The following is a 23,809-nucleotide window of genomic DNA, read 5'->3' on the forward strand; positions in this document are numbered from 1 at the left end:
GATCTATTGCCAAATTGGCGAAGGGCTATTTTCCTCTGTATTAGAGTGGCTATTAATCTGTGTGTCTGCGGTCAAGATGGGCAGGGTTAATATAAGCCGCTCATCGATAATGTTGCATGTACCGCCTGCCGCCTTGCTTTCCGCCCGTGCGAGGCGAAGTGTGAAACCTTGTCCGAACATGCCTGCAGAGAGGGGGCGCGTTCGCGTTTCTGTAGAGGGGGCAAAGAGATCCTCTGTATCGAGCATGGCCATGGGAAGATCGACAGCAAGCTGAAGCGTCATATTATCGCCGCTAAGATGCAATTCGATCACTTCACCGGGGGCGAGAGCGCCGGCAACGGTTGCAAGTATACGCCAGATCATTTGCTGCGCATCTTCTTCGGTCAATGCCACCGGATATGTTTCATCCTTGCAATGCAGGCCGAGAGCGGCTCCGCGGGGGCGTAAAGGACCTTCAAGTCGTTTGACCGTGTCGGTCACCACCTCGCGCATGTCACATGCGCCTTCGGTGAGCTGCATAGCACCGCTTTGCAATTTGGTCAGTCGATCCACCTCTTCGAAGCCTGCCAGAAGACGCGCTGCATCCACGGCTATTCCGGCTGACAACGCCCGATATTCGTTAGGTGCGGGGCCAAGAACCTGCTGCTGAATAACCTCGGCAAAACCCTGAATGGCATTCACCGGCGTGCGCAATTCATGCAGCATCTGCCTGATCTTGTCGGATTTACTGTCAGTATCCGGATCTTCAGGCAGAAGATCTTTGTCAGGAAGACGGCTCAGCCGACCGGCATATCCGATGAAGCGTCCTGTTTCTTTATCGAAGCGGGGGCTGGCATTGACGTTCCACGGTCCGCTTATGGCTTCGGCACCGGAAAGATCGATGCGGATATTGCTGATAGGTTGACGACGGCGAATCAGATCCCCGAGCTGACGGTCATGGCCTTCGGTCAGAGCTTCATGAATGGGCAGAAAAAAACCAACCAGCAAGGAGGTGGCTGGCTCTCCGGCCCAGTTGATTCGCCCGGCGCGATCTGTGGCAAAATCGCAGCCTGCCATGCGCTTGGGCCGGGATCGTATAGTGTCCGCTTGAGTGCTGCTTTGCCTGTAGGTTTCGATCCGTGCGACGAGTGAGGAAATATCGCTTTCGTGAGAGACGCCGATATGATCCACCGTGACTTGTTCCGATGGCTCCAGGGATGAAGAATTTGCGGCATGTACGGGGCCGGGCAGTACCAGATCCTGCACCCCAAGATCGGCAAGAATGCGTTCGGCCGCTTTGGGCAGGTCCCTGCGATGGCGCAGGAAGCCGCGAGCTGAAATGGGCAATTGCGGAATGAGATCTGCCCATTCCTCTTCAGTCAGCCGGGCAACGGACAAGGCTGCGGCGGAAAGTTTGGGATTTCCATCGCACAAAGTTGCCAGAAGTTCAGGGTTACGCAGTCTTGTGCCCGGCGTTCTGATAATCTTTTCCAGTGTCGAGGCGGGCAGCTTCTGTGTCAGGTCGTGCAGCCTTGCCAGCGCCCTATCCTTTTGGGTGTTTCCGATTATATGCGTTTCTGAGCCGAGTATGTCGAGCAATTGCCTAAATTGAGTGCATGCGGCATGCCTGTTACCGCTGCGGGCGCGCAGAACAGTAGCAAGGCGATCGTCAAAATGCATTCAGACTCCGGTCGCGGAAAACGGGCAGTTCACGGCGGGTTCTGCCTTAGTGGTTCGAAATTGTTATAAAAGCCATTCAGTTCCTGCGTTGCAAAGCGGGACAATTGCGTCCATAGATAATAAAATTATCGCATCCTTTTGGCGATATTCGTGAAATTGCGGGTAGGGGGGATGTTCCCGCCTTACAGATACGGGGCACAGACCGATGGCTACGCTCGATAAAATCGATCGCCGCCTTTTGGCCGAGTTACAGGCAGAAGGACGAGTCACCAATGTGGAACTGGCGCAGCGCGTCGGGCTGACGGCTCCGCCTTGCCTGCGCCGGGTGAGGGCACTGGAGGATGACGGCGTCATTCGCGGTTACCATGCCGATCTGAATGCATCTAAGCTCGGCTTTGCAATCACTGTTTTTGCAATGGTCAGTCTGCGTAGTCAGGCCGAAGAGGCTCTGCGTGCATTTGAAGATCATATTCTGACGCTGCCCGAAGTTCGGGAATGTCATATGCTCAATGGTGAAATCGACTTTATCCTGAAGATCGTCAGCCGCGATTTGCAAAGCTTTCAGGAATTTCTCACGAGCAAGCTGACGCCGGCGCCCAATGTCGCGAGTGTCAAAACCTCGCTCACTATCCGGACAGCGAAACAGGTGCCCGGCGTACCGCTCGATCCTTCGGGCGACTGAGCGACAGATTCGGAATAGAAAAAGGGGCGGATTGTTCCGCCCCTTTTAGTATCAAATGTATCAAAACGATATCAGGCTTCGCGCTCGCCGAGCCATTCTTCGAGCCATTTGATTGAATAATTCCCGTCCAGAATATCTGGCTCGTTCAATAAAGCTTCGTGAAGCGGGATAGAGGTTTTGACCCCCTCGATCACCATTTCTTCCAGCGCACGACGCAGGCGCATGATGCAACCTTCGCGGGTGCGGCCATAAACGATCAGCTTGGCGATCATCGAATCGTAATAAGGCGGGATTCGGTACCCGGCGTAAAGACCGCTATCGACACGCACATGCATACCGCCTGCTGCATGATAGGTGGTCACCAAACCCGGAGAGGGAATGAAATTGAACGGGTCCTCAGCATTGATCCGGCATTCGATGGCATGGCCTTTGAACTCTATCTCGTCCTGCTGGACTGAGAGCGGTTTTCCGTCGGCAATGCGGATTTGTTCGCGAACCAGATCCACCCCGGTAATCGCTTCCGTTACGGGATGCTCGACCTGCAGACGGGTGTTCATTTCGATGAAATAGAACTCGCCATTTTCCCACAGAAATTCAATCGTTCCGGCCCCGCGATAGCCCATTTCAGCCATTGCCTTGGCGACAATGCTGCCCATTCGCTGCCGTTCTTCCTGTGAAAGAACAGGCGAGGGTGCTTCCTCAAGGACTTTCTGGTGGCGTCGTTGAAGCGAACAATCACGTTCACCCAAGTGTACGGCATTACCGTTACCATCGCCGAAAACCTGAAACTCTATATGGCGCGGATTACCGAGATATTTTTCGAGATAGACGGTGTCATCGCCAAAAGCAGCTTTGGCTTCGCTTTTGGCTTGCGCCACAGCACTTGCCAGATCCGCCGCAGTCGGGATGACCTTCATCCCGCGGCCACCGCCGCCCGATGCGGCTTTGACCAGAACCGGATAGCCGATCTGCTCTGCAACTTCTGCGGCTTCCTCGATCGAACTGATGGCGCCATCCGATCCAGGAACAAGCGGCAGGCCGAGCGCGCCTGCAGTGCGCTTGGCCTCAACCTTGTCACCCATCGTGCGGATATGTTCAGGCTTGGGACCAATCCATTTAATGTCGTGCGTTTCGACGATTTCAGCGAATTGCGCATTCTCAGAAAGAAAGCCGTAACCCGGATGAATCGCATCGGCGCCCGAAATTTCGGCTGCGGAAATAATTGCAGCCTGATTCAGATAGCTGTCCGTGGCCGATGGCGGGCCGATGCAGATGGCGTGATCTGCCAGCCGGACATGCATGGCATCGGCATCGGCAGTTGAATGAACAGCAACCGTTTCAATGCCCATTTCATGAGCTGCGCGATGGATGCGCAGGGCGATTTCGCCGCGATTGGCGATCAATATGCGGGAAATACCCATACTGTCAGCCAATCACGACCAGTGGCTGATCGAATTCGACCGGTTGAGCATTTTCTACCAGAATCTGTTTCACGTTGCCCGAACTGGTGGCAGTAATCGGGTTCATCACTTTCATCGCTTCAACGATGAGAAGCGTGTCGCCGGCATTTACGGAATCACCGATTTTGATGAAATCCGCTGCACCCGGTTCAGGGGCGAGATAAGCCGTTCCCACCATGGGGGACTTGACCGCACCCGCCAGATCCGTCGCGGAATCGGCTGGCGGTGCTTCTGCAGCGGTTGCTGGTGCTGCGGCAGGTGCCGGAACTGCTGTCTGTGCGGCCGGTGCCATCTGGGTAGCTGGCATCAAGCCACCGCCCCGGGAGACGCGAATCTTGCGATCACCGTCTTCCACTTCAATTTCAGTCAGGCCGGTATCGGCCAGCATGTCCGCCAGTTCGCGGACGAGAGAGCTGTCAATTTTCATTCCGTTGTCGCGCTTGCTATCGCCCATAAAATCCTCACGGGTCATCGAATTATGCGGGCGCTATGCGGATGAACAGCCTTAATGGCAAGAGCAGGCCCATCGGATAAACATGTTACAGTTTCGCTGCAGCCTCAAGAGCGAGCTCATAGCTGAGCGGTCCGAAGCCTGAAATCGAGCCGGTTGCCGCCATTCCGACAAAGCTTTTATGACGATAGGTTTCGCGTGCGTGCGGGTTGGAAAGATGCACTTCGATCACCGGCAGGGCAATGCCGCGTATGGCATCGTAGAGCGCAAGACTCGTATGGGTAAGCGCACCGGCATTGAGAATGATAGCCTTGGCACCTTCTGCCTGTGCTTCATGCATCCAGTCGATCAGATGGCCTTCATGATTGGACTGGCGCACTTCAAGTTCAAGGCCCAGAGCCTTGGCCTTGTCCTCAAGACCGCCTGCAATTTCATCCAGCGTATCGGCGCCGTAAATTTCCGGTTCGCGCACGCCGAGAAGATTGAGATTTGGGCCGTTAAGGACGTAAACTGTATCGGACATTGAATATCCCTTGATTTGATCTGCCTGTAGCCATGACGCCTCGTCGAGGTGAGGGCAAGAAGGCTGTCTTACAAGGGTAAATCGGAGAATAGGCGTTTGGTTGCGGTGCCGGTGAAAAATAGCCCTTCTCATTAACGCCTCTAAAATTGGGTAATAATGAGAAGGGTACTGGTCGGATAAGACATTTTCGACAGGAGCACATTTCCTGTTATTTGTCGGAGCCTTTCATTTTCCCCCATTGCCGCGCTGCGGTGTAGCCGAGATAGCCGGTTCCAAAGAGCGCGTAGAGCGGTTCAGGCAGGCCGTTGAGATAAGCATTCATACCTTGTGTGATGTCCTGCGCTGTACCTGGACGAAAAGCGGCCAGAAGGCCCATCGGCAGCGACCAGAGAAGCAAAGCATAAATGACATAAAGAAAACTTGGCCTGGCACGACTGGTCCAAGGATCGGTAGATTTCGCTTCGGCCACAATGGCCGAGAGACGGGCTTCAATCGTGTCAAGTTCCTGTGACCCTTTCAGTCGGAGCAGTTCCAGCTTGGCTCTGTCGCGGGCGTTTTTGTCGGGAATCACTTTGTCGATGATCGAAGCGAGGGGGCCGATAAGCGAATCGAGCAGGGGCATCGGTAATCTCCACTGGTTTTAGAGTGGATGATTTTGAATCTATATGGTTTGTGTAGGAAAGCGGGATGTCGGTTTGCTCATCGACTGACAAACCGCCGGGCATCACCGAACGGGGCAGGCGAGCTTTGTGCTGTCTTGTCAGGTGGCAAATCTTCTGATTCGAGAGCGCGGCTTTCGCCACAAGCCAAAGGTACAAAAGAAAAACGGGCGGCTTACGCCACCCGTTTTCTCGGCTCATGGGTTGAGCTTACCACTGGTCGGGACGACTGGATTCGAACCAGCGACCCCCACACCCCCAGTGTGATGCGCTACCAGGCTGCGCTACGTCCCGCCGCCAGTGGAGGGGCGCCTATACGGCGTGTGTTCTGCCTTGGCAACCCGCTGCGTTGCTACTTCTGTGCTTTGCTGCTAGTCGGCGCGCCACGGGACGAGGAAGTGTACGTTTTCTAAAGGCGCTACATGGCTTCAACCCAACGAATTTTCGGATATTCCCGATAGAATGAGTCGTCACTATGCTTGATTTTCTTTCCGCCGGTGCCTCCGGGGCCGGTGCTCCCGGCTGGTTCAACTTTCTTCCTCTGGTCGGCATGGTGCTGATCTTCTGGTTCCTGATTATTCGCCCGCAAATGAAGCGGCAAAAGGAACATCAGCAGAAGATCACTGGCATTCGCAAGAACGATAAGGTCGTGACGGCTGGTGGGCTTGTCGGCAAGGTCATGAAGGTGGATGATGACTATGCCGATGTGGAAATTGCTCAGGGTGTGAAGGTCAAGATCGTCAAAAGCACGATTAGCGATGTGATCGAGCCAGGAAGCAAACCCGCTAACGACTGAAACACAGTCGGCCAGACGCTGATAACAGGACAGATTGCGCAGATATGCTCGATTTTCCCCGATGGAAAAAGATTTGGCTGTGGATGGTGGCGCTTGTCATCGCTGCAGCAGCTATCCCTTCGCTCTTCTCCATAACCGGGGAACCCTGGCCGGACTTTCTGCCCGACCCTGAAGTCAATCTCGGCCTCGACCTTGCCGGGGGCAGCCACATTTTGCTGGAAGCCAATCCCGATCAGGTAGAGCGCCAGCGCCTTGAAAGCATGGAAGAGGCCGTGCGAGGCGCATTAGGCAATGCCGAGCCGCGCATTCGCTATGGTGATTTCTCCAGCGCGAATGGCCGCCTGTCTTTTCTGCTGGAAGATGCAGGACAGGTCGATGCTGCGCGTGAAGCGATTCAGCCGCTGACGTCGGGGGCCGGGCTCACCGGACAGCGGGACTGGAATATTCGGGTGGTGGACGGCACGCGTTTCGTCATCACGCAGACCCGCGCCGGGCTGGATCAGGCAGTCACGCAGGCAATGGACAGCGCTACCGAAGTTGTCCGCAAACGTATCGATGCGCTCGGTACACGGGAGCCTACCATTATCCGTCAGGGGGATAACCGGATTGTGGTGCAGGTTCCCGGTCTGCAGAACCCGCAGGCGCTGAAGGATCTGTTGGGGCAGACGGCTAATCTCGAATTCAAACTTGTCGATACAACCGCGCTGCCCTCCGATATTGAACAGGGTATCGCACCTCCGGGCAGCGAAATCGTGCCCTATGCAGCCAGCAGCAATACACCCGGTACCTCTATTGCGGTCAAGCGCCTCGGTGGTATCCGTGGCGATTCGCTTACCAATGCGCAGCAGACCTTCGACCGGCAGAACCGTCCGGTTGTCTCGATCACTTTCGACCAGCAGGGCGGACAGAAATTCGCCCGTCTGACAAGTGAGAATGTCGACAAGCCTTTCGCCATCATTCTCGATGGCGAAGTTCTGAGCGCTCCCAATATCAACGAGCCGATCCTGGGCGGCAGCGCGCAAATTTCGGGCAACTTCTCGGTCGAATCGGCCAACCAGCTTGCCATTGCATTGCGTTCGGGCGCTCTGCCAGTCGATCTGACCGTGGTGGAAGAACGTACGGTCGGGCCCGATCTTGGGGCGGATTCGATCCGCAAGGGCCTGATTGCAATGGGCATCGGTTCCTTTCTGGTGATTGCGCTGATGATCGCGCATTACGGTCGTTTCGGCATTTACGCGACTTGCGCTCTGGTTATTAACGTCTTGATGATTCTGGGTATCATGGCTGTGCTAGGCACTACGCTGACTCTGCCAGGGATTGCTGGTTTCGTGCTGACAATCGGCGCGGCGGTAGATGCCAATGTGCTTATCAATGAGCGCATACGCGAAGAACGAAAGCGCGGGCGGCGAGTGTTTACAGCGGTTGAAAACGGTTATCGCGAAGCCAGCCGTGCTATTTATGATGCCAATATCACCAATTTTATCGCCGGCGTGCTGCTTTTCCTGTTCGGTTCCGGTCCGGTCCGCGGTTTTGCCGTCGTGCTGGTGATCGGTCTGTTCACTTCGGTCTTCACGGCTGTTCCGTTAACCCGCATGTGGGTTGCTGGCTGGCTGCGCAAGGCACGCCCGAACGATTTGAATATTTAAGGGGTCCGGATCATGAGACTGCTCAAACTCGTCCCCGAGAACACCAATATCCACTTCCTGAAATGGCGTGTGCCTTTCTACATCATAAGCGTTTTGCTGATAGCCGCCAGTTGGGCGCTGGTTTTGACCAAGGGCCTCAACTACGGCGTCGACTTTGCTGGCGGTCAGGAAATCCGGGCAACTTTCACGCAATCGAAGGACGCGCCAATTGCGGAGTTACGCGACCAGATCGGTACGCTTGGCTATGGTGATCCTGTCATTCAGCGTTTCGGGGCACCGAATGAAATTTCCATTCGGGTGGCGTTGCCGGAAAGTGCGGAAGGTAAACCTGGTGCTGCTGAGGCAATGTCCCAGAAAATTGTCTCTACGATGCAGAAAAACTACGCCGATCTGCGGGTAGACGGTGTGGATACTGTGTCGGGGAAAGTCTCCGGCGAATTCCGTATCAATGCCATTTACGCCTTGGTGGCCGCGATGCTGGCTATCGCGCTTTACATCTGGATTCGTTTTGAATGGCAGTTCGGCGTAGGCGCGCTGTTCGCTCTGTTCCATGACGTTTCGCTGACGCTGGGCATGTTTGCACTGTTCCAGCTCGAATTCAGCCTGCAGATTATTGCCGCAATCCTCGCTATCATCGGTTATTCGCTCAACGATACGATCGTGGTATATGACCGTATTCGCGAGAATTTGAAGAAATATCGCAAGATGCCGATTGTCGAAATGCTTGATCTGTCGGTGAATGAAACGCTGGCGCGTACCGTCATGACTTCCCTGACGCTGCTGGTAGCGTTGATTCCATTGCTCTTCTTTGGGCCGGAAAGTCTGTTCGGTCTGACGGCAGCAATCACCCTGGGTATCTTTGTCGGTACATATAGCTCGGTCTATATGGCGGCGCCGATTCTGATCTGGCTCGGGGTAAGCTCCAACAGCTTTGTGCCGGTGGAAAGCAAGGTAGATAAGCAAGAAAAAGCTGCTCGAGGCGAGAGCTGATCGTAATGAAGATCGCGGACCGGCTTATCGGTCCGCGATCTCCGTAAAATAAGCCGCCAGTTCCGCGGCGTTGTTCTCCCAACTGAAATGGGCCACTGTCGCTGCGATATCTGCCGCCGGAGCAGTAGACGTGAGTACCGCCTCAATCCCTTCGACGATGGCAGGCGTATTGCGTTCCACCATCCGTCCGGCAATGGGAGAGCGCAACAATTCACCAGCCCCGCCAACCTGTGTGATGACGAGCGGGGTCCCGCAAGCAAGTGCTTCAACCCAGACATTTGCCAGTCCTTCACTCTCGGACGGTAATACCATTGCATCGGCAGCAGAAAACAGCACCGGGAGCATTATGTCGTCCAGGGAGCCAAGGAAATGAACACGCTCGGCAAGGCCCAGCTCACCTGCCATCTGGCGCAGCATCGTCTCATCCGGGCCCTGACCGGCCAGCAGCAGATGTGTGTCCTTGCGGGCGAGCAGAGCTTCGATCACCAATCTTTGACCCTTGCGCGGAATGAAGGCACCTACGGTCACCAGAAGCGAAACATTTTCAGGAATGGCGAGCTGAAATCGTTCTATCAGCCGCTGGCGGCTTTCTTGCGGATCGAGCGGGTGAAACAGTTTGTGGTCGAGCCCGGTATAATGGACTGTAACCTTTTCGCGCGGTAGACCCATGGCCGCCATGTCTTCCGCCAGTTGTTCTGACACAGCCAGTAAGCCGGCGGCCTTTTTTGCTGCGGCCAGCATCTGTTTGCGGGGTGAACTCTGTGTGCCCCAATAGGAAATATCGGCTCCCCGTGCCTTGATCGATAACGGCAAACCGAGTGCATGAGCGATTCGTTCGGCTGCAGGGCCATCGGGATAGAAAAACTGTGCATCGACCAGATCGAAAGGTTTTTTCGTATGGAGATTGCGCGCCAAGGGAATGACTGCGCGTGCGATCATTGCGGGGTTGATCGGGCCGCCCCATTTAGGAAGCAGCGTAAAACGCGGACGGTAGATTTGTACGCCTTGCTCTTCGCCATCCGCTCTGGCCGCTGCCAGCGTGCGATAACGGCCGAATGGGAGGGGTGGTAATCCGATGGGATTGATGAGCGTGACATCCCAGTCTCCCCTTGCAGCGAGTGCTTCGAGTTGTCGTGCCACGAAAGTGCCGAAACGCGGGGCTGCGATATTGGGATAGAGTGTGGAAAGCGAGAGAACCCGTTTCACAACTTACGCACCAGCATTTCTGCCACGGCCAGCCATGACGGATTATCTACCACGATTTGCCGCTGTCCGATGCCCGGTGGAAGAATTCCGACCAGTCTGGACTGCCGATCGATCAGTCGGCCAAACGCAAAACGCCCGCCCTTGCGTGGGACGAGTACGTCTCGATTAATACAGGTTTGCGCTTCGTCTGGCGGCAATTTGCGCATCCATAGCTGATCTCCAGCCCGATATTCACCTTGTGCAACTTCAATGTCGACACATAGCAAAGGGGCGCTGTTGTTGAGCTCAACGGGCAGGATGGCATCGCGCGGCTTGTCTAATGTTTCTGCGCCGTTTCCAGTCAGTCGTGCGACGAACTGTGCGGTGGGGTGTCTTTCGTCCTTTACCAGCATTTCCGGTTCGACATCGAGAGCGGCGGCAATCCGATTCATCCAGCTCAGAGAGAGATTACGCATGCCTGTTTCGAGGCGGCCGATAGTCTGCGCGGTGGTGGGAGGGCTGCACCTTTCCGCCACTTCAGCCAGCGTCATGCCTTTGCTTTTGCGAATGTCGCGAATGCGATTGATCATCTGCACCTCTACAAAATAACCGATATGGTTTTTATGTTTCCTACATGAACCCCTATTTGGCAAGTCTCGTTTATAGGATGCTAAGAGGAGACTACTATGAGAGCCGAATATGCCATTTGTCCGCTCACCAGCGAAGGGCCGCGCAGAAAAGGCAAAGTTGGGCGCAAAGGGCGAGTGGCGACGGTTAATCTGGCGGAGTCGCCTCTTTCCTGGTTGCATGCACACGGTCATCTCGATGACCGGCTATTTGCCGCAGGCGAGCAATTGCGTCGGGACTATGAGCGCGCGCAACTTTCTGCGAGCATCACGATGAACTGGACGCCTGTGCATATCAAAGGCGGTGCCGGCCAGCGTATGACCCCGACCGAAAGGCAATTGGCGGCCAAGGAGCGATTTGACGGTGCGCTTGCGGTGGCCGGTCGGGGGTTGCAGGACATTCTCTGGCGGGTGGTATGTGCTGGAGAAACGCTGACAACTGCGGAAAAAGGGCTTCAATGGCCTGCTCGCAGCGGCAAGCTGGTGCTGAGGCTCGCTCTGGACCGGGTTGCCGATTTTTATCGAATGAAATGATCAAGAAAGGGCGGAGACCTCATATCGTTTATTCCTCCGCCATCTCTACCAGTTCGGCGAGTTCCAGCCAGCGTTCTTCAGCAGCATCTTTTTCAGCGCGAACCTTTTCCAGTGCTGTGGTCAGTTGCTGGAACTTGCCCGGATCGCGCGTATAGAGTTCCGGGTCTGAAAGTGCGTCTTCTCCGCGTACTATCTGCGCCTCAAGCTTTTCGATCTGGCCCGGCAGCAAATCGTAATCGCGCTGATCTTTATAAGAGAGTTTCTTGCTCTTAGGCGGAGGGGGACTGAAAGCGGGTTTTGTGTCCTCGGCGCTTTTGCTTTTGGTACCAGTAAGGTTGCGCTGGGTGCGTTTGGCCTGCCAGTCCTCATAGCCACCGGCGATGATATCGACATAGCCACTACCATCGAGGCCGAGAGTGACGTTCACCGTGCGATCGAGAAAGTCACGGTCATGGCTGACAATCAGTACCGTGCCATCATAATCGGCAATCACTTCCTGCAGCAGATCGAGCGTTTCGAGATCGAGATCGTTAGTAGGCTCGTCCAGCACGAGCAGGTTGGAAAGGCGGGAAAACTCGCGCGCCAGTAACAGGCGTGACCTTTCGCCTCCTGACAAGGTACCGACCTTGGCTTCGACCAGCGACGGATCGAAGAGAAAATCCTTCATATAGGCTTGGATATGTTTGCGTGTGCCGCGCACATCCACCCAGTCGCTGCCTTCGGCGATGATATCACGGACTTTTTTTTCCGGTGAAAGCAGGCTGCGTTGCTGGTCGATCATTACGCCGCTCAATGTCTGGGCGAGAGTTATCGTGCCGCTATCGGGTTCGATTTCACCGGTTAGCAGTTTCAGCAATGTACTCTTGCCCGCGCCATTGGCGCCGACAATGCCGATGCGGTCACCGCGCTGAATGCGCAGATTGAAATCGCGGATGATAGGGCGTTCGCCAAAGCTCTTGGAAACATTCTCGGCCACGATAACCGATTTGGTTTTTACATCGTCGCTTGCCAGCTTCATCTTGGCAGTGCCCTGCGGTGCTGTCATCGCCGCTCGCTGTGCGCGCATCTGATGCAGTTTTTCGAGGCGGCCCTGATTACGTTTGCGCCTGGCCGTTACGCCGCGCTGAAGCCAGTGTGCTTCTATCTTCAGCTTGGCGTCGAGCTTATCGGCTGCGCGGGCTTCTTCAGCATAGACCTGTTCTTCCCATGCTTCATAGCCGCCGAAGCCGATTTCTTTGCGTCGCAGACTTCCCCGGTCGAGCCATAGGGTTGCGCGAGTAAGATTACGGAGAAATGTCCGGTCATGGCTGATTGTGACGAAGGCCCCTTTATAGCGGGAAAGCCAGCCTTCCAGCCAGTCAATTGCGGCGAGATCGAGGTGGTTTGTCGGTTCGTCAAGCAGCAGGAGATTGGGTTCCATTGCCAGCGCACGGGTGAGAGCCGCACGACGCCGTTCGCCGCCGCTCGCGCTATGCGCTTTGCGCTCCATGTCGATTCCAAGCTGACCGGCAATTGCTTCGACTTCGAAACTTTGTGGGGCGTCTTTTCCACCCAGCGCATAGTCCATCAGCGTATCGCAACCAGTGAAGTCGGGATCCTGTTCAAGCACCACGATTCGTGTGCCCGGCTGAACCGAGCGCGTACCTTTATCAGCTTCGATCTCGCCTGAAATGAGCTTGAGCAATGTTGTCTTGCCCGCACCATTGCGCCCGATCAGCGCAAGTCGGTCGCGCGGGGCGATGTTAACGTCGAGATCCTTGAAGAGCCAGCCTGTACCCTGATGGAGGCCCAGACCCTCCCAACTTAAAATCGGTGCTTCAGCCATATGCGGCCATTAGGAACTGTTACGCCAAGTAGCAAGGAACACCAGGTTCATCGGGGCGTAATTCCAACAGGCGCAAAAAAGGCGCGTTCTACCGAGGAGAGCTTGATTATGATCCGTTATGCCCTGCCGCTTCTTGCCGCTAGCGCGATTGCCAGCCCGGCCATAGCTGCCGAAGTGCATCTTCAGGCCACTGGGCCGGTAATCGAGCTGAATGTGAATGAAAGGGTCAAAGCCGAACCCGATATTGTCAATATGAGTGCGGGCGTGACCACTGAAGCGCAAACCGCAGTGGAAGCGATGCAGGCTAATGCAAAACAGATGAATGCGGTCATCAAGCGAATAACCGCATTGGGCATTGAGGATCGTGATGTACAGACATCCGGGATCAATCTCAGTGCGCGTTACGATTATGACCAGCAAACCCGTAAACAGATTTTTCGTGGGTATCAGGCCAGCAACCGTGTGAATATCACCCTGCGGGACATTGATGAAGTCGGGCCTACGCTTGATGCACTGGTGGCCGCTGGCGCGACAGATCTCAATGGCCCGAACTGGTCGCTGGACAATGACGAGAATGTCAAAGCCGAAGCTCGGCGTAAAGCACTCGACAGCGCAAAAAAGCAGGCCATGGAATATGCGCAATGGGCTGGCTATTCCAACATACGTTTGCTGGAGGTGAGCGAGGCAATTTCGCGCAGTCAGCCGATTATGAGCGACCGGATGATGGCGGTTGCAGCCCCGCAGGCGGAATCCACACCCATCAAGCCGGGTATGGTGGAAACAGGCGTTACCGTTGCCGTTAAGTATGAAATGACCAATTGATCATGTGCGCAGACCGGCATTTCCGGCCGGTCTGCTCCTTTCTGGAGGAAACATTATTCAGTCATTGTTCAATGCCTTGCTATTAGGCATCATAGCGTAATGCGAAAACTCACTGTTGCTCTTGCTATTCTTCCCGCCTTTTTGTGTCTGGGAGCACCTTCGTTTGCGGCTGAACAGTCTCGTGACGAACAGGGGCAGGTGCGCAAGGCCATCCGTGAAGGCAATGTCCAGTCCTTGCGTGATATTGAACGCAAGGTTCTTCCGCAAATGAAGGGGCACGAATATCTCGGCCCTGAATATGATGCGGCAGCCAAAGCCTATCGTCTGAAGTTTATCAAAGATGGGCGGGTCGTGTTTATCGATGTGGATGCACGATCGGGCCGAATTATCAGCCGTTCGAACTGAATAGTGGCACCTGAACCCATTCAGTGGAAACCCGTCATGCAGTTGACGTGTTCCATGGAAGAGCCCACATCACGGGCCGCCTTAACCGCAGGGGAAAGTGCATGCGTATCCTGATTGTCGAGGACGAACCGACCCTCGGCCAGCAATTGAAATCGTCGCTAGAGCAGAATGGCTATGCAGTGGATCTTTCCACAGATGGCGAAGATGGCCATTTTCTAGGCAGTACGGAAGAATATGACGCCGTGATTCTCGATCTCGGTCTGCCCGAGATCGACGGGCTTACTGTCCTTGGTATGTGGCGTAAGGAAGGCCGGAATTTTCCCGTTTTGGTTCTGACTGCGCGTGATAGCTGGTCGGACAAGGTTGCCGGTCTCGATGCCGGGGCTGATGATTACCTCGCTAAACCTTTTCAGACGGAAGAGCTGATCGCCAGGCTTCGTGCGTTGATCCGCCGTGCTTCGGGCAATGCGTCTTCCGAACTGGTGGCGGGTAATGTCCGCCTCGATACCCGTTCGGGACGGGTGACGCTTGACGGTGAGCCGGTGAAACTTACTGCACAGGAGTATAAGCTGCTGTCCTATCTGATGCACCATAAGGGCAAGGTGGTCAGCCGCACCGAACTGATCGAGCATATTTACGATCAGGATTTTGACCGCGATTCGAATACGATCGAGGTCTTCGTAACGCGCATCCGTAAAAAGTTGGGTGCTCATGTGATTACAACCATCCGTGGCCTCGGTTACAGCCTCGACGACCCCGACGCAGCCCCGCGCGAATAAGCCGGGTTCCCCCGGCATGGCCGTTCCGTCGACAGGCGGCGGAGACGGCTCGCTGGAGGAGCAGGCTATCGCTGCCGGTGCCGCGCCTCCGCATACGGGAAGTCTTGCCCGGCGCATGATGCTGATTGCGGCGGGGTGGATCACCATTCTGCTGCTGCTTGGCGGTGTAGCGCTTGACCGCACACTGACCGGTCTTGTGACCAACCAGTTCGACGATCAGCTCAATTATGTGCTGACAGCCATGATTGGCTCGGCAGAAATCGGTCCGGAAGGCGAGGTCTACTTCAATCGCCTGCTTGGTGACCAGCGCTTTCTGGAGCCCAATAGCGGCCATTACTGGCAAATTAGCGGGGAAGGGCATGAGGATTATCTCTCCCGCTCGCTCTGGGATCGTACTCTGAAAATGCGGGGTCTGCAGGAGGATTATCAGCCACATTATTATGACAGCAGCCAGTTCGATAACGAACCGTTGCGGGTGGTAGAGCGCACTATCATATTACCCGGCAGCAACACGAAATGGCATTTCCTTGTGGCGGCTGACCGGCAAGAACTGGATGCCCAGATTGCCCGGTTCCGCTGGATCTTGATCTGGAGTTTCGCCATTCTGGGCATTGGCCTTTTGCTGATGGCCACCATGCAGATTTTCTATGGTCTCAGCCCACTGCGCCGGGTTCGTCTGGCTATTGCCCGTATCCGCACCGCTGGCGCCAATCGCGTTACCGACCCGTTGCCGCAGGAAGTGCAGCCTATGGTGGAGGAATTGAACGCGCTGCTCGCCCATTCGGAAAAGCAGGCTGAAGAAGCGAGGACCCATGCGGGGAACCTTGCTCATGCGCTTAAAACCCCGCTGACTGTTTTGACCAACGCAGCCAGTGCCCATTCGCCGGATCTCGATGAGACAGTGCTGCGCGAAGCGGCGGCGATGCGGCGGCAGGTAGATCACCATCTGGCGCGGGCTCGGGCTGCCGGACGGCGTTCCGTCGGGCAGGCACGCGCTAATGTGCTCGACAGTGCTGTTGCGGTGCAACGGGCTGTGTCGCGACTCTACCCCAATGTGCGTTTCGATATCGATGGCAATGACCATGCGGAGGTGGCGATCGAGCGACAGGATCTCGACGAAATTCTGGGCAATTTGATCGAGAATGCGGCGAAATATGGCGGCGGAAGCGTTTTTGTTACGGTCGATGCCGCGCCTGAAAAACGCCTATGCCGTGTTTGGGTTGAGGATGATGGTGCGGGCATTCCTGAAAAAGACCGCAGGAGTATTTTTGCCCGTGGCGCAAGACTCGATACCGAAAAGCCAGGCACCGGACTCGGCCTGGCCATCGTCAGCGACGTTGCTCATATCTATGGCGGCGACGTTTCCCTCCATGAAAGCGAGGACCTGGGCGGGTTGCTGGTTCAGCTCGACTTGCCGCGCGCCGGAGGATGATGCTGCCTTGCAGCATGGTTAACAATACTGTAAATTAAAATTCTTCCAAGATAAGGAGGATTGCGCCATGTTTCGCTATGCGCCGGATATCGTACAGACCGACATTGATCACATGGGTCATGTGAACAATGCCGTTTATCTGCGCTGGGTACAGGATGCAGTCGTGAAATACTGGGAAGCGGTCGCCCCGTCAGAGGCGCAGGCCTCGCATCTGTGGGTCGCCCTTAAGCATGAAATCACATATCGTAAGCCGGCTTTCCTCGACGATGAGGTGATTGCAGAGGTGATCGCGCAGGAAGTGCAGGGCGCCCGGACTTTTTTTCGTACCTTGTTTCGCCGGGGTGAGGAAATTCTGGCTGAAGTGACGAGTTGCTGGTGTTGTCTCGATTCGGTTTCGCATCGCCCGATGCGCGTGGCTGGCGACCTGGCCAGACGTTTTATCGGGTCGGATGGGAAATGACCGGTTTCACCTCATGCATGAGGTGAGGCAAATTGTCCTTACCGGTCAGTCACGGCGAGCGAGTTCGTGATGACGGATCACTTCCTCAATTACGAAACGAATGAATTTTTCGCTGAATTCCGGATCGAGATCAGCTTCTTCTGCCAATGTTCGCAGCCGTCTAATCTGCCGTTCTTCCCGAGCCGGATCGGCTGGAGGAAGCTTGTTTTCCGCCTTATAGGCCCCTACCGCCTGCGTGATCCGAAATCGCTCGGCAAGCATGTGAATTAATGCAGCATCGATATTGTCGATGCTCTTGCGAAAGCCGCTGAGAACCTTGTCAGGGCTTGTCCGGGGCGGTGATTGGTCTTCGATATTGGCCATATCACCCTTGCTAGCATCTATTCCGCGCTTGCCAAGCGGGGCAATACCGACCATTTGCGGCATGTATGAGCGCAGAGGCAGTATCTCTTGAGACGAAGGATCGTCAAAACCAGCCCAGTCTGGAGCCGATCCTGTCACTGACCGCCCCTTCCATGGAGGCGGTCAATTCCGTGATTCTTGAAAGAATGCAGAGCGAAATTCCGCTGATTCCTGCATTGGCCGGCCATCTGATTTCAGGCGGGGGCAAGCGTATGCGCCCGATGCTGACACTCGCCGGTGCTGAACTGGTCGGCTATAAAGGAGATCATCACTACAAGCTCGCCGCCGCAGTCGAATTTCTCCACACTGCCACTTTGCTGCATGACGATGTGGTAGACGGTTCGGAAACACGCCGGGGAAAGAAAGCAGCCAATATTGTGTACGGGAATCCGGCCACTGTTCTGGTGGGCGATTTTCTGTTTGCCCGGGCTTTCGAGCTGATGGTGGATGCAGACAATCTCCGGGCTCTCAAAGTGCTGTCCGATGCGAGTGTCGTGATCGCGCAGGGGGAAGTCGATCAGCTGACTGCTCAGCGCAAAATCGAAACCAGCCAGGATCATTACCTTCATATCATTGGCGCCAAAACGGCAGCGTTATTCGCTGCTGCCAGCCGGATTTCCGCCGTTATTGCCGAGCGTAGTGCGGAAGAGGAAAAGGCGCTCGACGATTACGGGCGCAATCTCGGTATTGCTTTCCAGCTTGTTGACGATGCGATCGATTACGATTCCGAACGCGCGGAGATGGGTAAGGATCAGGGCGATGACTTCCGCGAAGGCAAAATGACTCTGCCTGTGATTCTCGCTTATGCTAAAGGTTCCGCCGAAGAGCGCAAGTTCTGGCAGGAAGCGATTGCCGGTTTCCGCAATGAAGATGAAGATCTGGCATATGCGATTGAGCTGATACATCAGCACGATACGGTGGCTGCAACGCGTGAAAAGGCCTTGGAATTTGCGGAGAAGGCCTGTGATGCCTTGTCAATATTTCCCGATAGCGAGGCCCGGGCGGCAATGGTGGAGGCGGCGCAATTCGCTGTCTCCCGGCTTTACTGAGCTAACTGGCAGGGCGAGGCTATTCCCGTTTTAGCTTTCCGTCTCTTATGCGATCCGGTTTTCTTACTCCGGCTCTCGCCATAATATGCGATTTTCGGCAGGAGTTGTCCTGTGAGTGACTTGCCGATCGATACGGTTTTGCCCGATTTGCTGGCTACCTTGCGGGAGCGCAATTCCGCTGTGCTGATCGCACCACCGGGAGCAGGCAAGACGACGGCGGTAGCCCCCGCACTGCTCGATGAGGAATGGTGCAGTGGCACGATCATCCTTCTCAGCCCGCGCCGTGTCGCTGCCAGAGCCGCAGCAGAGCGGATTGCGCAGATTTTAGGCGAGAAAGTGGGGCAGCGTGCTGGCTATCTCACCCGGCTTGATACGAAGCGCTCAGGCGAGACGCGTATTTTGGTGATGACCGAGGCAATTTTTGTCGCGCAATTGCTGGAAAATCAGGAGTTGCCGGGTGTGTCGGCTGTCCTGTTTGACGAGGCGCATGAGAGGCATCTGGATTCCGATCTTGGCCTCGCTCTCGCGCTGGAGAGCCAGCAGATTCTGCGGGACGATCTTCGTCTTCTGGTTATGTCGGCAACGATCGACGGCGCGCGATTTGCACGATTGCTGGGCGATCATGCACCCGTAATCGAAAGCGAAGGCAAAGCCTGGCCTCTGACGGTGAAATGGCTTGGCAGCAGACCGGAATTGCGGGTCGAAGAAGCAATGACGTCCGCCGTGCTTCAGGCATGGCGCGATGAGCAGGGCGATATTCTGGCCTTTCTGCCCGGTGTTCGGGAAATCGAGCGTGTCCGGCAAAGATTGGAAGAAAAGCTCCCGCATGTTCCCATTCTGCCTCTCCACGGACAGGTAGAGCCCGCTGCACAGCGCGCAGCGATTCGTCGTGATGAGGAAGATCGTCGTCGAATCGTGCTGGCCACGGCGATAGCTGAGACCTCGATTACGCTCGAAGGCGTGTCGGTTGTGGTCGATAGCGGTCTCGCTCGTCGTGCCGAATTCGATCTTGCCGCAGGGCTGACTCATTTGGTGACGGTGCGTGCCAGTCAGGCATCGGCGGCACAAAGGGCCGGGCGTGCAGCGCGAACCGGGCCTGGTGTCGCTTATCGTTTGTGGGAAGAAGCGGCGCATGCCGGGCGTCCGGCATTCGATCCGCCCGAAATTGCTACACAGGATCTTGCTCCGTTTGCGCTCGCTCTCGCGCAATGGGGAGTGGGTGACCCGGCGTCGCTGCAATGGCTGGATAGTCCGCCAGACAAAGCTCTGTCATCCGCCTACGAGCGCCTGCAGGCCCTGAATGCGCTCGATTTAGACGGCCGGATTACCAGTTGGGGACGGAAGATCGCTGCCTTGCCGATGGCGCCCTGGCAGGCTGCCATGCTGCTTTTCGGCGCACGCCACGGTGTGGCTCGGGATGCTGCCCGGCTGGCCTTGCTGATGCAGGAGCGGGGGCTGGGCGGCCGCGGGGAGGATCTGGCGCAGCGGCTGGCTCGCTGGAATGCGGATCGTTCGGGCCGGGCCACAGCGTCCCGCAAACTGGCTGAAGGCTGGGCGAAACGCGCAGAAAAGCTGATTTCTTCGGTAGAAGATGCTGCGCCGCCTTTGAGTGTTCTCCTGGCCTATGCTCTGCCTGATAATGTCGCACGGCGGCGCGATACATCGGGAGAAAACTGGCTCTCCGCAGGCGGGCGCGGCTATATTTGTGACACGGCTTCTCCGCTGGCAGGAAGCGAATGGATGGTAATCAGCGATGCACAGGGGCAGGCACGCGGAGCGCGAATTACTGCCGGGCTGGCGCTGTCGTCCGAAGATGTCGAGCAATGGCTTGGAGAGCGAATCGAACGTCGCTCCGTTCTGCGCTGGGCGAATGAAAGAGTTGAGGCTCGCGTGGAACGGCGGCTGGGCGCAATTACAATGGCCAGCGGGCCGGACCCTGATCCTGACTCGCAGGCGGTGGAGGCGCTGTTGCTCGAAAAAGCAGTGGAGCGGCTCGATTTGCTTGTGCCGGCAGAATTGATGGCGCGAGCCCGGTTTGTCGGGCTCGATGCGTTTCAACCCGACCGTCTGGAGGCAGAAGCGCAGGAATGGCTGGCTCCGGCCCTGTCGGAAAGACGCGATCTGAAGATACCGAAAGGCATTTTAACAGAGGCTTTGCTGGCACGGCTCGACTGGAACACACGGCAGACTCTCGACCGGCAGGCGCCTCGCGACTTCACGACGCCGGTAGGAACGCATCACCGGATCGATTATGCCGGGGAAGGAGCCCCTTCTGTAGAAGTGCGGGTTCAGGCGCTTTTCGGGCTCGATTCGCACCCGATGATCGGGCGTACGCCGCTGCTGCTGAATCTGACCAGCCCGGCCGGGAGACCCATTCAGGCAACTCGCGATCTGCCCGGTTTCTGGCGCGGAAGCTGGCGCGATGTATGCAAGGATATGAGAGGGCGCTATCCCAAACATCGCTGGCCGGAGGAACCCTGGGCTGAGAGACCGAGTTTGAAAACGAAGAAAGCCTTCGATCGCTCTTGATTTTCACGTCAATTCGCAGGAAAGCGACATTTATGCAGGCACGTATCTACAAACGACCGAAGAATGCGATGCAATCCGGCAAGGCGCTGGTGGATCAGTGGATCCTCGAATTTGTGCCCGCCGAGGCCAAAAAGCCCGACCCGTTGATGGGATGGGCTGGCAGTGGCGATACGCGGGAACAGGTCCAGCTCAAATTTCCGTCACAGGAAGCAGCGCAGGCTTATGCGGACAAATATGGCATTTCTGCCATTGTTCATGCCGTGCCGCCCAAGCGTCTGAAAATTCAGGCTTATGCTGATAATTTTCGCTGATTGAAGACCCGCCGCAAGGCAACCGGTTGCAAAACTGTTTCATTCCCGCCATATGGCGCGCCGGGAGTCGGGCGGACGTTTGCGTTCGTTAACCTGGTCAGGTCCGGAAGGAAGCAGCCATACCGGATTGCGACGGGTCGCTCGGCTCCTTTTCCCCCTGACATTATGAGCACCAGCCCCTATCTTGTCTGCCATGAATGATTCCGCGGACATGTTTGGCGACCGGCCTCCCGAAGAGGAGCGTGACGAGTCGCAACCCAGTGCAGAAGAGCTGGAAAAAGCCGGGCAATCCGCGCTTTTCGGTGGGGAAGAGTTGCCCCAGGGTCAGCCTGAAACAGCCGAATCCGCGCCGAAAATGCCTGCGCCGACAAGGGAGCCTGAAAAGACTCTAACAGGGCCAGAAGCGCCTTCAGCAGGGCCAGAAAGCACTTCCGCAGAGCCTCAGCCCGCTTCGCCTGTCAATTCGCCTGCACCGGCGCCGGATCTTGCTCAGCCTTACCGTGTTCTGGCCCGTAAATATCGCCCGCAGACCTTTTCCGAACTGATCGGTCAGGATGCGATGGTCCGCACGCTCGCCAATGCGATCGAGCGTGACCGTCTCGCCCATGCCTTTTTGATGACCGGGGTGCGCGGGGTGGGCAAGACATCCACCGCGCGGCTGATTGCGAAGGCGCTCAATTGTATCGGGCCGGACGGGCAGGGCGGTCCGACGATCGATCCTTGCGGCCAGTGCGAACCGTGCCGCGCGATTGCCGAAGGGCGCCATATCGACGTGATCGAGATGGACGCGGCTTCGCATACCGGGGTGGACGATGTGCGCGAGATTATCGAGGCGGTGCGCTATGCCGCGGTCTCGGCCCGCTACAAAATTTATATTATCGACGAAGTTCACATGTTGTCGCGCAATGCCTTCAATGCGCTGCTCAAGACGCTGGAAGAGCCACCGGCGCATGTGAAGTTCCTTTTTGCAACGACCGAGGTGGACAAACTGCCCGTCACGGTGCTGAGCCGGACGCAGCGTTTCGATCTGCGCCGTATTCCGACACCGATGCTCCGGCAGCATTTTGCAAGCATTTGCCGCCGGGAAAATGTCGAGGCGGAAGAAGAAGCGCTGTCCATGGTGGCCGCAGCGGCTGAAGGCTCGGTGCGTGACGGCCTGTCGATTCTCGATCAGGCGATTGCTCATGCCGATCTCGATGAAGGCGGGGTGGTCACGGCAGAACGTGTGCGCGACATGCTCGGCCTGTCGGATAAGAGCGCGCAGCGCACTTTGTTCGAGGCCATGCTGCAGGGAGAAGCCAAAGCTCTTCTCGATGCAATCGCCCGGCAATATGCGCTCGGTGTCGAACCGCTGGCGCTGATGCGCGGCGCGATGGATCTGACGCACCGCATCACCGTGGCGCAGGTTGGCGGCGATGCCGCGGATGCGCCGACACTGGAAGAGCGCGAAGCGATCGAGGAATGGGCCGGGCGTCTTTCCGCCGCACAGCTCCATCGCCTGTGGCAATTGCTGCTCAAGGGCTATGACGAAGTGCGGCAGGCGCCCGATCCGCTGGTGGCGACGCAAATGGCGCTGCTGCGCGTGCTGCACGCTTCGGGCATGCCCGATCCCGGCCAGCTTGCCCGCACGCTTCAGGATATGGCGGCCAATGGCATGGCCCCGGCTTCTGCACCGGCAGCGGGGCAGGGTTCGGAAGGGCCGGCCGGGGAGAGCGGCAGCGCAGCTCCGGCTGCGGCGGGGCCGCCGGTCCGGTGGACGGAACTGCTCGAACAGGTCGAACATTCGGGCCAGTTGCGTGCCTGGCAGACTATGCGTGACTGGGTGAGGGTAGTGAGCCTGAAACAGGGCGAACTGATCTATTCGCTCGCCCCCGGCCTGCCCGAAGATCCGACCGCTTTGCTGCGTGAGGCGTTGTTCAATGCAACGGCGGAGCGCTGGACGGTCGAACGCTCGGAGGAAGAAGGGACGCCGTCTCTGCGCGAACAGGAAGAGGCGGCCAAAGCCGAAACCGAACGGCAAATTCGCGAAGCGCCTCTGGTGAAAGCGGCTTTCGAAGCTTTCCCCGGCGCGGAGCTGATCGATGAAACGGATACGCTGAAAAGCGACAGACAATGGAGCAAACGCGCATGAAGAGCATGGAAGAAATGTTGCAGGCAGCCCAGCAGGCTGCCGAAACGATCCAGAAACAGATGGGCGAGGCGCAGACCAAGCTCGATTCGATCGAAGTGGAAGGCAGTTCGGGCGGCGGACTGGTCAAGATCCGCTGTAGCGCCAAGGGCCGGATGCTCGGTGTCTCTATCGATGACAGCCTGATGAAGCCGGAAGAAAAGCAGGTGCTGGAAGATCTCGTCACGGCCGCTCTCAACGATGCCCGCAGCAAGGCCGATCAGGCCGCCAATGAGGAAATGGGCAAGGTCCAGCAGGGCATGGGCCTGCCGCCGGGCTTTAACTTTCCCGGCATGGGCTGACACCCCTATGGGCCGATAGCATCGGGGCCGGGCGGTGGCTTTCTGAGGCCGCGATGCGCCTCATGCTGCAGCTTGGCCTGATCGTGGGCCGAAGAACCCGTTTCCCTCTGCCTGC

The 23,809-nt window shown here is 56.7% G+C and carries 24 protein-coding genes, 1 tRNA gene and 1 other RNA gene; 16 read left to right on the forward strand and 10 right to left on the reverse strand.

Annotated elements, in window-relative coordinates; translation table 11 throughout:
* Positions 1-3: 3 nt before the first annotated feature.
* On the reverse strand, positions 4-1,659 hold the full coding sequence (locus D6851_RS09635; RefSeq protein WP_120324666.1) for a sensor histidine kinase: 1,656 nt from the start codon (positions 1,657-1,659) through the stop codon (positions 4-6).
* Between the two features lie 205 nt (positions 1,660-1,864).
* Here D6851_RS09635 and D6851_RS09640 point away from each other — a divergent pair, with 205 nt between their 5' ends.
* On the forward strand, positions 1,865-2,341 hold the full coding sequence (locus D6851_RS09640; RefSeq protein WP_120324667.1) for an Lrp/AsnC family transcriptional regulator: 477 nt from the start codon (positions 1,865-1,867) through the stop codon (positions 2,339-2,341).
* Between the two features lie 71 nt (positions 2,342-2,412).
* Here the strand turns inward: D6851_RS09640 and accC are convergent, their stop codons facing one another.
* The 5 genes from accC to D6851_RS09665 all read right to left on the reverse strand — a co-directional run bounded on the left by accC (position 2,413) and on the right by D6851_RS09665 (position 5,728).
* Positions 2,413-3,762, reverse strand: coding sequence for an acetyl-CoA carboxylase biotin carboxylase subunit (accC, locus tag D6851_RS09645; RefSeq protein ID WP_120324668.1), 1,350 nt, complete (start codon positions 3,760-3,762; stop codon positions 2,413-2,415).
* Between the two features lie 4 nt (positions 3,763-3,766).
* A complete protein-coding gene (gene accB, locus D6851_RS09650; RefSeq protein ID WP_238474022.1) occupies positions 3,767-4,273 on the reverse strand; it encodes an acetyl-CoA carboxylase biotin carboxyl carrier protein in 507 nt (168 codons plus the stop codon).
* A 67-nt stretch (positions 4,274-4,340) separates the two neighbouring features.
* Complete coding sequence (aroQ, locus tag D6851_RS09655; protein WP_120324669.1) at positions 4,341-4,775, reverse strand: type II 3-dehydroquinate dehydratase; 435 nt, start codon at positions 4,773-4,775, stop codon at positions 4,341-4,343.
* Between the two features lie 208 nt (positions 4,776-4,983).
* Positions 4,984-5,397 carry a holin family protein gene (locus tag D6851_RS09660; RefSeq protein WP_120324670.1) on the reverse strand — a complete coding sequence of 138 codons (414 nt, stop codon included), beginning with the start codon at positions 5,395-5,397 and terminating at the stop codon, positions 4,984-4,986.
* 254 nt (positions 5,398-5,651) lie between these two features.
* A tRNA-Pro gene (locus D6851_RS09665) sits at positions 5,652-5,728 on the reverse strand.
* A 181-nt stretch (positions 5,729-5,909) separates the two neighbouring features.
* Here D6851_RS09665 and yajC point away from each other — a divergent pair.
* The 3 genes from yajC to secF are packed head-to-tail and all read left to right on the forward strand — an operon-like array spanning position 5,910 to position 8,866.
* Positions 5,910-6,230 carry a preprotein translocase subunit YajC gene (yajC, locus tag D6851_RS09670; RefSeq protein ID WP_120324671.1) on the forward strand — a complete coding sequence of 107 codons (321 nt, stop codon included), beginning with the start codon at positions 5,910-5,912 and terminating at the stop codon, positions 6,228-6,230.
* A 44-nt stretch (positions 6,231-6,274) separates the two neighbouring features.
* Entirely contained in the window at positions 6,275-7,876 is a 1,602-nt protein-coding gene (gene secD / locus D6851_RS09675; RefSeq protein ID WP_120324672.1) for a protein translocase subunit SecD, read from the forward strand.
* Between the two features lie 12 nt (positions 7,877-7,888).
* Positions 7,889-8,866, forward strand: a complete 978-nt coding sequence (gene secF / locus D6851_RS09680; RefSeq protein WP_120324673.1) for a protein translocase subunit SecF — start codon at positions 7,889-7,891, stop codon at positions 8,864-8,866.
* Between the two features lie 24 nt (positions 8,867-8,890).
* On the opposite strand, the gene D6851_RS09685 is transcribed toward secF, so the two are convergent.
* Positions 8,891-10,072 carry a glycosyltransferase gene (locus tag D6851_RS09685; RefSeq protein ID WP_120324674.1) on the reverse strand — a complete coding sequence of 394 codons (1,182 nt, stop codon included), beginning with the start codon at positions 10,070-10,072 and terminating at the stop codon, positions 8,891-8,893.
* Entirely contained in the window at positions 10,069-10,641 is a 573-nt protein-coding gene (locus tag D6851_RS09690) for a helix-turn-helix domain-containing protein (RefSeq protein ID WP_120324790.1), read from the reverse strand. The genes D6851_RS09685 and D6851_RS09690 overlap by 4 nt, the downstream gene beginning before the upstream one ends.
* Positions 10,642-10,737: 96 nt before the next feature.
* Between D6851_RS09690 and D6851_RS09695 the strand changes: the two genes are divergently transcribed.
* A complete protein-coding gene (locus D6851_RS09695; RefSeq protein WP_120324675.1) occupies positions 10,738-11,211 on the forward strand; it encodes a DUF6456 domain-containing protein in 474 nt (157 codons plus the stop codon).
* Between the two features lie 28 nt (positions 11,212-11,239).
* Here D6851_RS09695 and D6851_RS09700 read toward each other — a convergent pair whose 3' ends face one another.
* A complete protein-coding gene (locus D6851_RS09700; RefSeq protein WP_120324676.1) occupies positions 11,240-13,036 on the reverse strand; it encodes an ABC-F family ATP-binding cassette domain-containing protein in 1,797 nt (598 codons plus the stop codon).
* Between the two features lie 108 nt (positions 13,037-13,144).
* Between D6851_RS09700 and D6851_RS09705 the strand changes: the two genes are divergently transcribed.
* From D6851_RS09705 to D6851_RS09725, 5 genes are all read left to right on the forward strand, one after another.
* A complete protein-coding gene (locus D6851_RS09705) occupies positions 13,145-13,858 on the forward strand; it encodes an SIMPL domain-containing protein (RefSeq protein WP_120324677.1) in 714 nt (237 codons plus the stop codon).
* Positions 13,859-13,957: 99 nt separating this feature from the next.
* Complete coding sequence (locus tag D6851_RS09710; RefSeq protein WP_120324678.1) at positions 13,958-14,263, forward strand: PepSY domain-containing protein; 306 nt, start codon at positions 13,958-13,960, stop codon at positions 14,261-14,263.
* Between the two features lie 101 nt (positions 14,264-14,364).
* Positions 14,365-15,042 (forward strand): response regulator transcription factor, encoded by a 678-nt coding sequence (locus D6851_RS09715; protein WP_120324679.1) that lies wholly within the window; start codon positions 14,365-14,367, stop codon positions 15,040-15,042.
* Between the two features lie 16 nt (positions 15,043-15,058).
* Positions 15,059-16,474 carry a sensor histidine kinase gene (locus D6851_RS09720; protein ID WP_420797106.1) on the forward strand — a complete coding sequence of 472 codons (1,416 nt, stop codon included), beginning with the start codon at positions 15,059-15,061 and terminating at the stop codon, positions 16,472-16,474.
* Positions 16,475-16,541: 67 nt separating this feature from the next.
* Entirely contained in the window at positions 16,542-16,934 is a 393-nt protein-coding gene (locus D6851_RS09725) for an acyl-CoA thioesterase (RefSeq protein WP_120324680.1), read from the forward strand.
* 45 nt (positions 16,935-16,979) lie between these two features.
* On the opposite strand, the gene D6851_RS09730 is transcribed toward D6851_RS09725, so the two are convergent.
* Entirely contained in the window at positions 16,980-17,297 is a 318-nt protein-coding gene (locus D6851_RS09730; RefSeq protein WP_120324792.1) for a chorismate mutase, read from the reverse strand.
* 65 nt (positions 17,298-17,362) lie between these two features.
* Between D6851_RS09730 and D6851_RS09735 the strand changes: the two genes are divergently transcribed.
* The 6 genes from D6851_RS09735 (at position 17,363) to D6851_RS09760 (ending at position 23,694) form a co-directional block, all read left to right on the forward strand.
* Complete coding sequence (locus D6851_RS09735; RefSeq protein ID WP_120324681.1) at positions 17,363-18,385, forward strand: polyprenyl synthetase family protein; 1,023 nt, start codon at positions 17,363-17,365, stop codon at positions 18,383-18,385.
* Positions 18,386-18,496: 111 nt separating this feature from the next.
* The gene (hrpB, locus tag D6851_RS09740) at positions 18,497-20,914 is read left to right on the forward strand and encodes an ATP-dependent helicase HrpB (protein WP_120324682.1); all 2,418 of its coding nucleotides are present in this window, start codon (positions 18,497-18,499) and stop codon (positions 20,912-20,914) included.
* Positions 20,915-20,946: 32 nt separating this feature from the next.
* Positions 20,947-21,225: an ETC complex I subunit gene (locus tag D6851_RS09745; protein ID WP_120324683.1), complete on the forward strand. Its 279-nt coding sequence runs from the start codon at positions 20,947-20,949 to the stop codon at positions 21,223-21,225.
* A 60-nt stretch (positions 21,226-21,285) separates the two neighbouring features.
* An RNA gene (ffs, locus tag D6851_RS09750) (signal recognition particle sRNA small type) lies at positions 21,286-21,380 on the forward strand.
* 56 nt (positions 21,381-21,436) lie between these two features.
* The gene (locus tag D6851_RS09755; RefSeq protein WP_238474023.1) at positions 21,437-23,356 is read left to right on the forward strand and encodes a DNA polymerase III subunit gamma/tau; all 1,920 of its coding nucleotides are present in this window, start codon (positions 21,437-21,439) and stop codon (positions 23,354-23,356) included.
* On the forward strand, positions 23,353-23,694 hold the full coding sequence (locus D6851_RS09760; RefSeq protein WP_120324685.1) for a YbaB/EbfC family nucleoid-associated protein: 342 nt from the start codon (positions 23,353-23,355) through the stop codon (positions 23,692-23,694). Before D6851_RS09755 ends, D6851_RS09760 begins: the two co-directional genes overlap by 4 nt.
* The last annotated feature ends 115 nt before the right edge of the window (positions 23,695-23,809 follow it).

This window comes from Altericroceibacterium spongiae, from assembly GCF_003610805.1.
Lineage (GTDB): Bacteria > Pseudomonadota > Alphaproteobacteria > Sphingomonadales > Sphingomonadaceae > Altericroceibacterium > Altericroceibacterium spongiae.

Excerpts from the sequence above, each read along its gene's own strand:
- D6851_RS09705 (WP_120324677.1), top strand. The coding sequence starts at position 13,145 with ATGATCCGTTATGCCCTGCCGCTTCTTGCCGCTAGCGCGATTGCCAGC.
- D6851_RS09720 (WP_420797106.1), top strand. The coding sequence starts at position 15,059 with ATGGCCGTTCCGTCGACAGGCGGCGGAGACGGCTCGCTGGAGGAGCAG.
- D6851_RS09730 (WP_120324792.1), bottom strand. The coding sequence starts at position 17,297 with ATGGCCAATATCGAAGACCAATCACCGCCCCGGACAAGCCCTGACAAG.
- D6851_RS09660 (WP_120324670.1), bottom strand. The coding sequence starts at position 5,397 with ATGCCCCTGCTCGATTCGCTTATCGGCCCCCTCGCTTCGATCATCGAC.
- D6851_RS09725 (WP_120324680.1), top strand. The coding sequence starts at position 16,542 with ATGTTTCGCTATGCGCCGGATATCGTACAGACCGACATTGATCACATG.
- D6851_RS09695 (WP_120324675.1), top strand. The coding sequence starts at position 10,738 with ATGAGAGCCGAATATGCCATTTGTCCGCTCACCAGCGAAGGGCCGCGC.
- secF (WP_120324673.1), top strand. The coding sequence starts at position 7,889 with ATGAGACTGCTCAAACTCGTCCCCGAGAACACCAATATCCACTTCCTG.
- D6851_RS09710 (WP_120324678.1), top strand. The coding sequence starts at position 13,958 with ATGCGAAAACTCACTGTTGCTCTTGCTATTCTTCCCGCCTTTTTGTGT.
- accC (WP_120324668.1), bottom strand. The coding sequence starts at position 3,762 with ATGGGTATTTCCCGCATATTGATCGCCAATCGCGGCGAAATCGCCCTG.
- D6851_RS09640 (WP_120324667.1), top strand. The coding sequence starts at position 1,865 with ATGGCTACGCTCGATAAAATCGATCGCCGCCTTTTGGCCGAGTTACAG.
- accB (WP_238474022.1), bottom strand. The coding sequence starts at position 4,273 with ATGACCCGTGAGGATTTTATGGGCGATAGCAAGCGCGACAACGGAATG.
- secD (WP_120324672.1), top strand. The coding sequence starts at position 6,275 with ATGCTCGATTTTCCCCGATGGAAAAAGATTTGGCTGTGGATGGTGGCG.
- D6851_RS09635 (WP_120324666.1), bottom strand. The coding sequence starts at position 1,659 with ATGCATTTTGACGATCGCCTTGCTACTGTTCTGCGCGCCCGCAGCGGT.
- D6851_RS09745 (WP_120324683.1), top strand. The coding sequence starts at position 20,947 with ATGCAGGCACGTATCTACAAACGACCGAAGAATGCGATGCAATCCGGC.
- yajC (WP_120324671.1), top strand. The coding sequence starts at position 5,910 with ATGCTTGATTTTCTTTCCGCCGGTGCCTCCGGGGCCGGTGCTCCCGGC.
- D6851_RS09715 (WP_120324679.1), top strand. The coding sequence starts at position 14,365 with ATGCGTATCCTGATTGTCGAGGACGAACCGACCCTCGGCCAGCAATTG.
- D6851_RS09735 (WP_120324681.1), top strand. The coding sequence starts at position 17,363 with ATGAGCGCAGAGGCAGTATCTCTTGAGACGAAGGATCGTCAAAACCAG.
- aroQ (WP_120324669.1), bottom strand. The coding sequence starts at position 4,775 with ATGTCCGATACAGTTTACGTCCTTAACGGCCCAAATCTCAATCTTCTC.
- D6851_RS09755 (WP_238474023.1), top strand. The coding sequence starts at position 21,437 with ATGTTTGGCGACCGGCCTCCCGAAGAGGAGCGTGACGAGTCGCAACCC.
- D6851_RS09700 (WP_120324676.1), bottom strand. The coding sequence starts at position 13,036 with ATGGCTGAAGCACCGATTTTAAGTTGGGAGGGTCTGGGCCTCCATCAG.
- D6851_RS09690 (WP_120324790.1), bottom strand. The coding sequence starts at position 10,641 with ATGATCAATCGCATTCGCGACATTCGCAAAAGCAAAGGCATGACGCTG.
- D6851_RS09760 (WP_120324685.1), top strand. The coding sequence starts at position 23,353 with ATGAAGAGCATGGAAGAAATGTTGCAGGCAGCCCAGCAGGCTGCCGAA.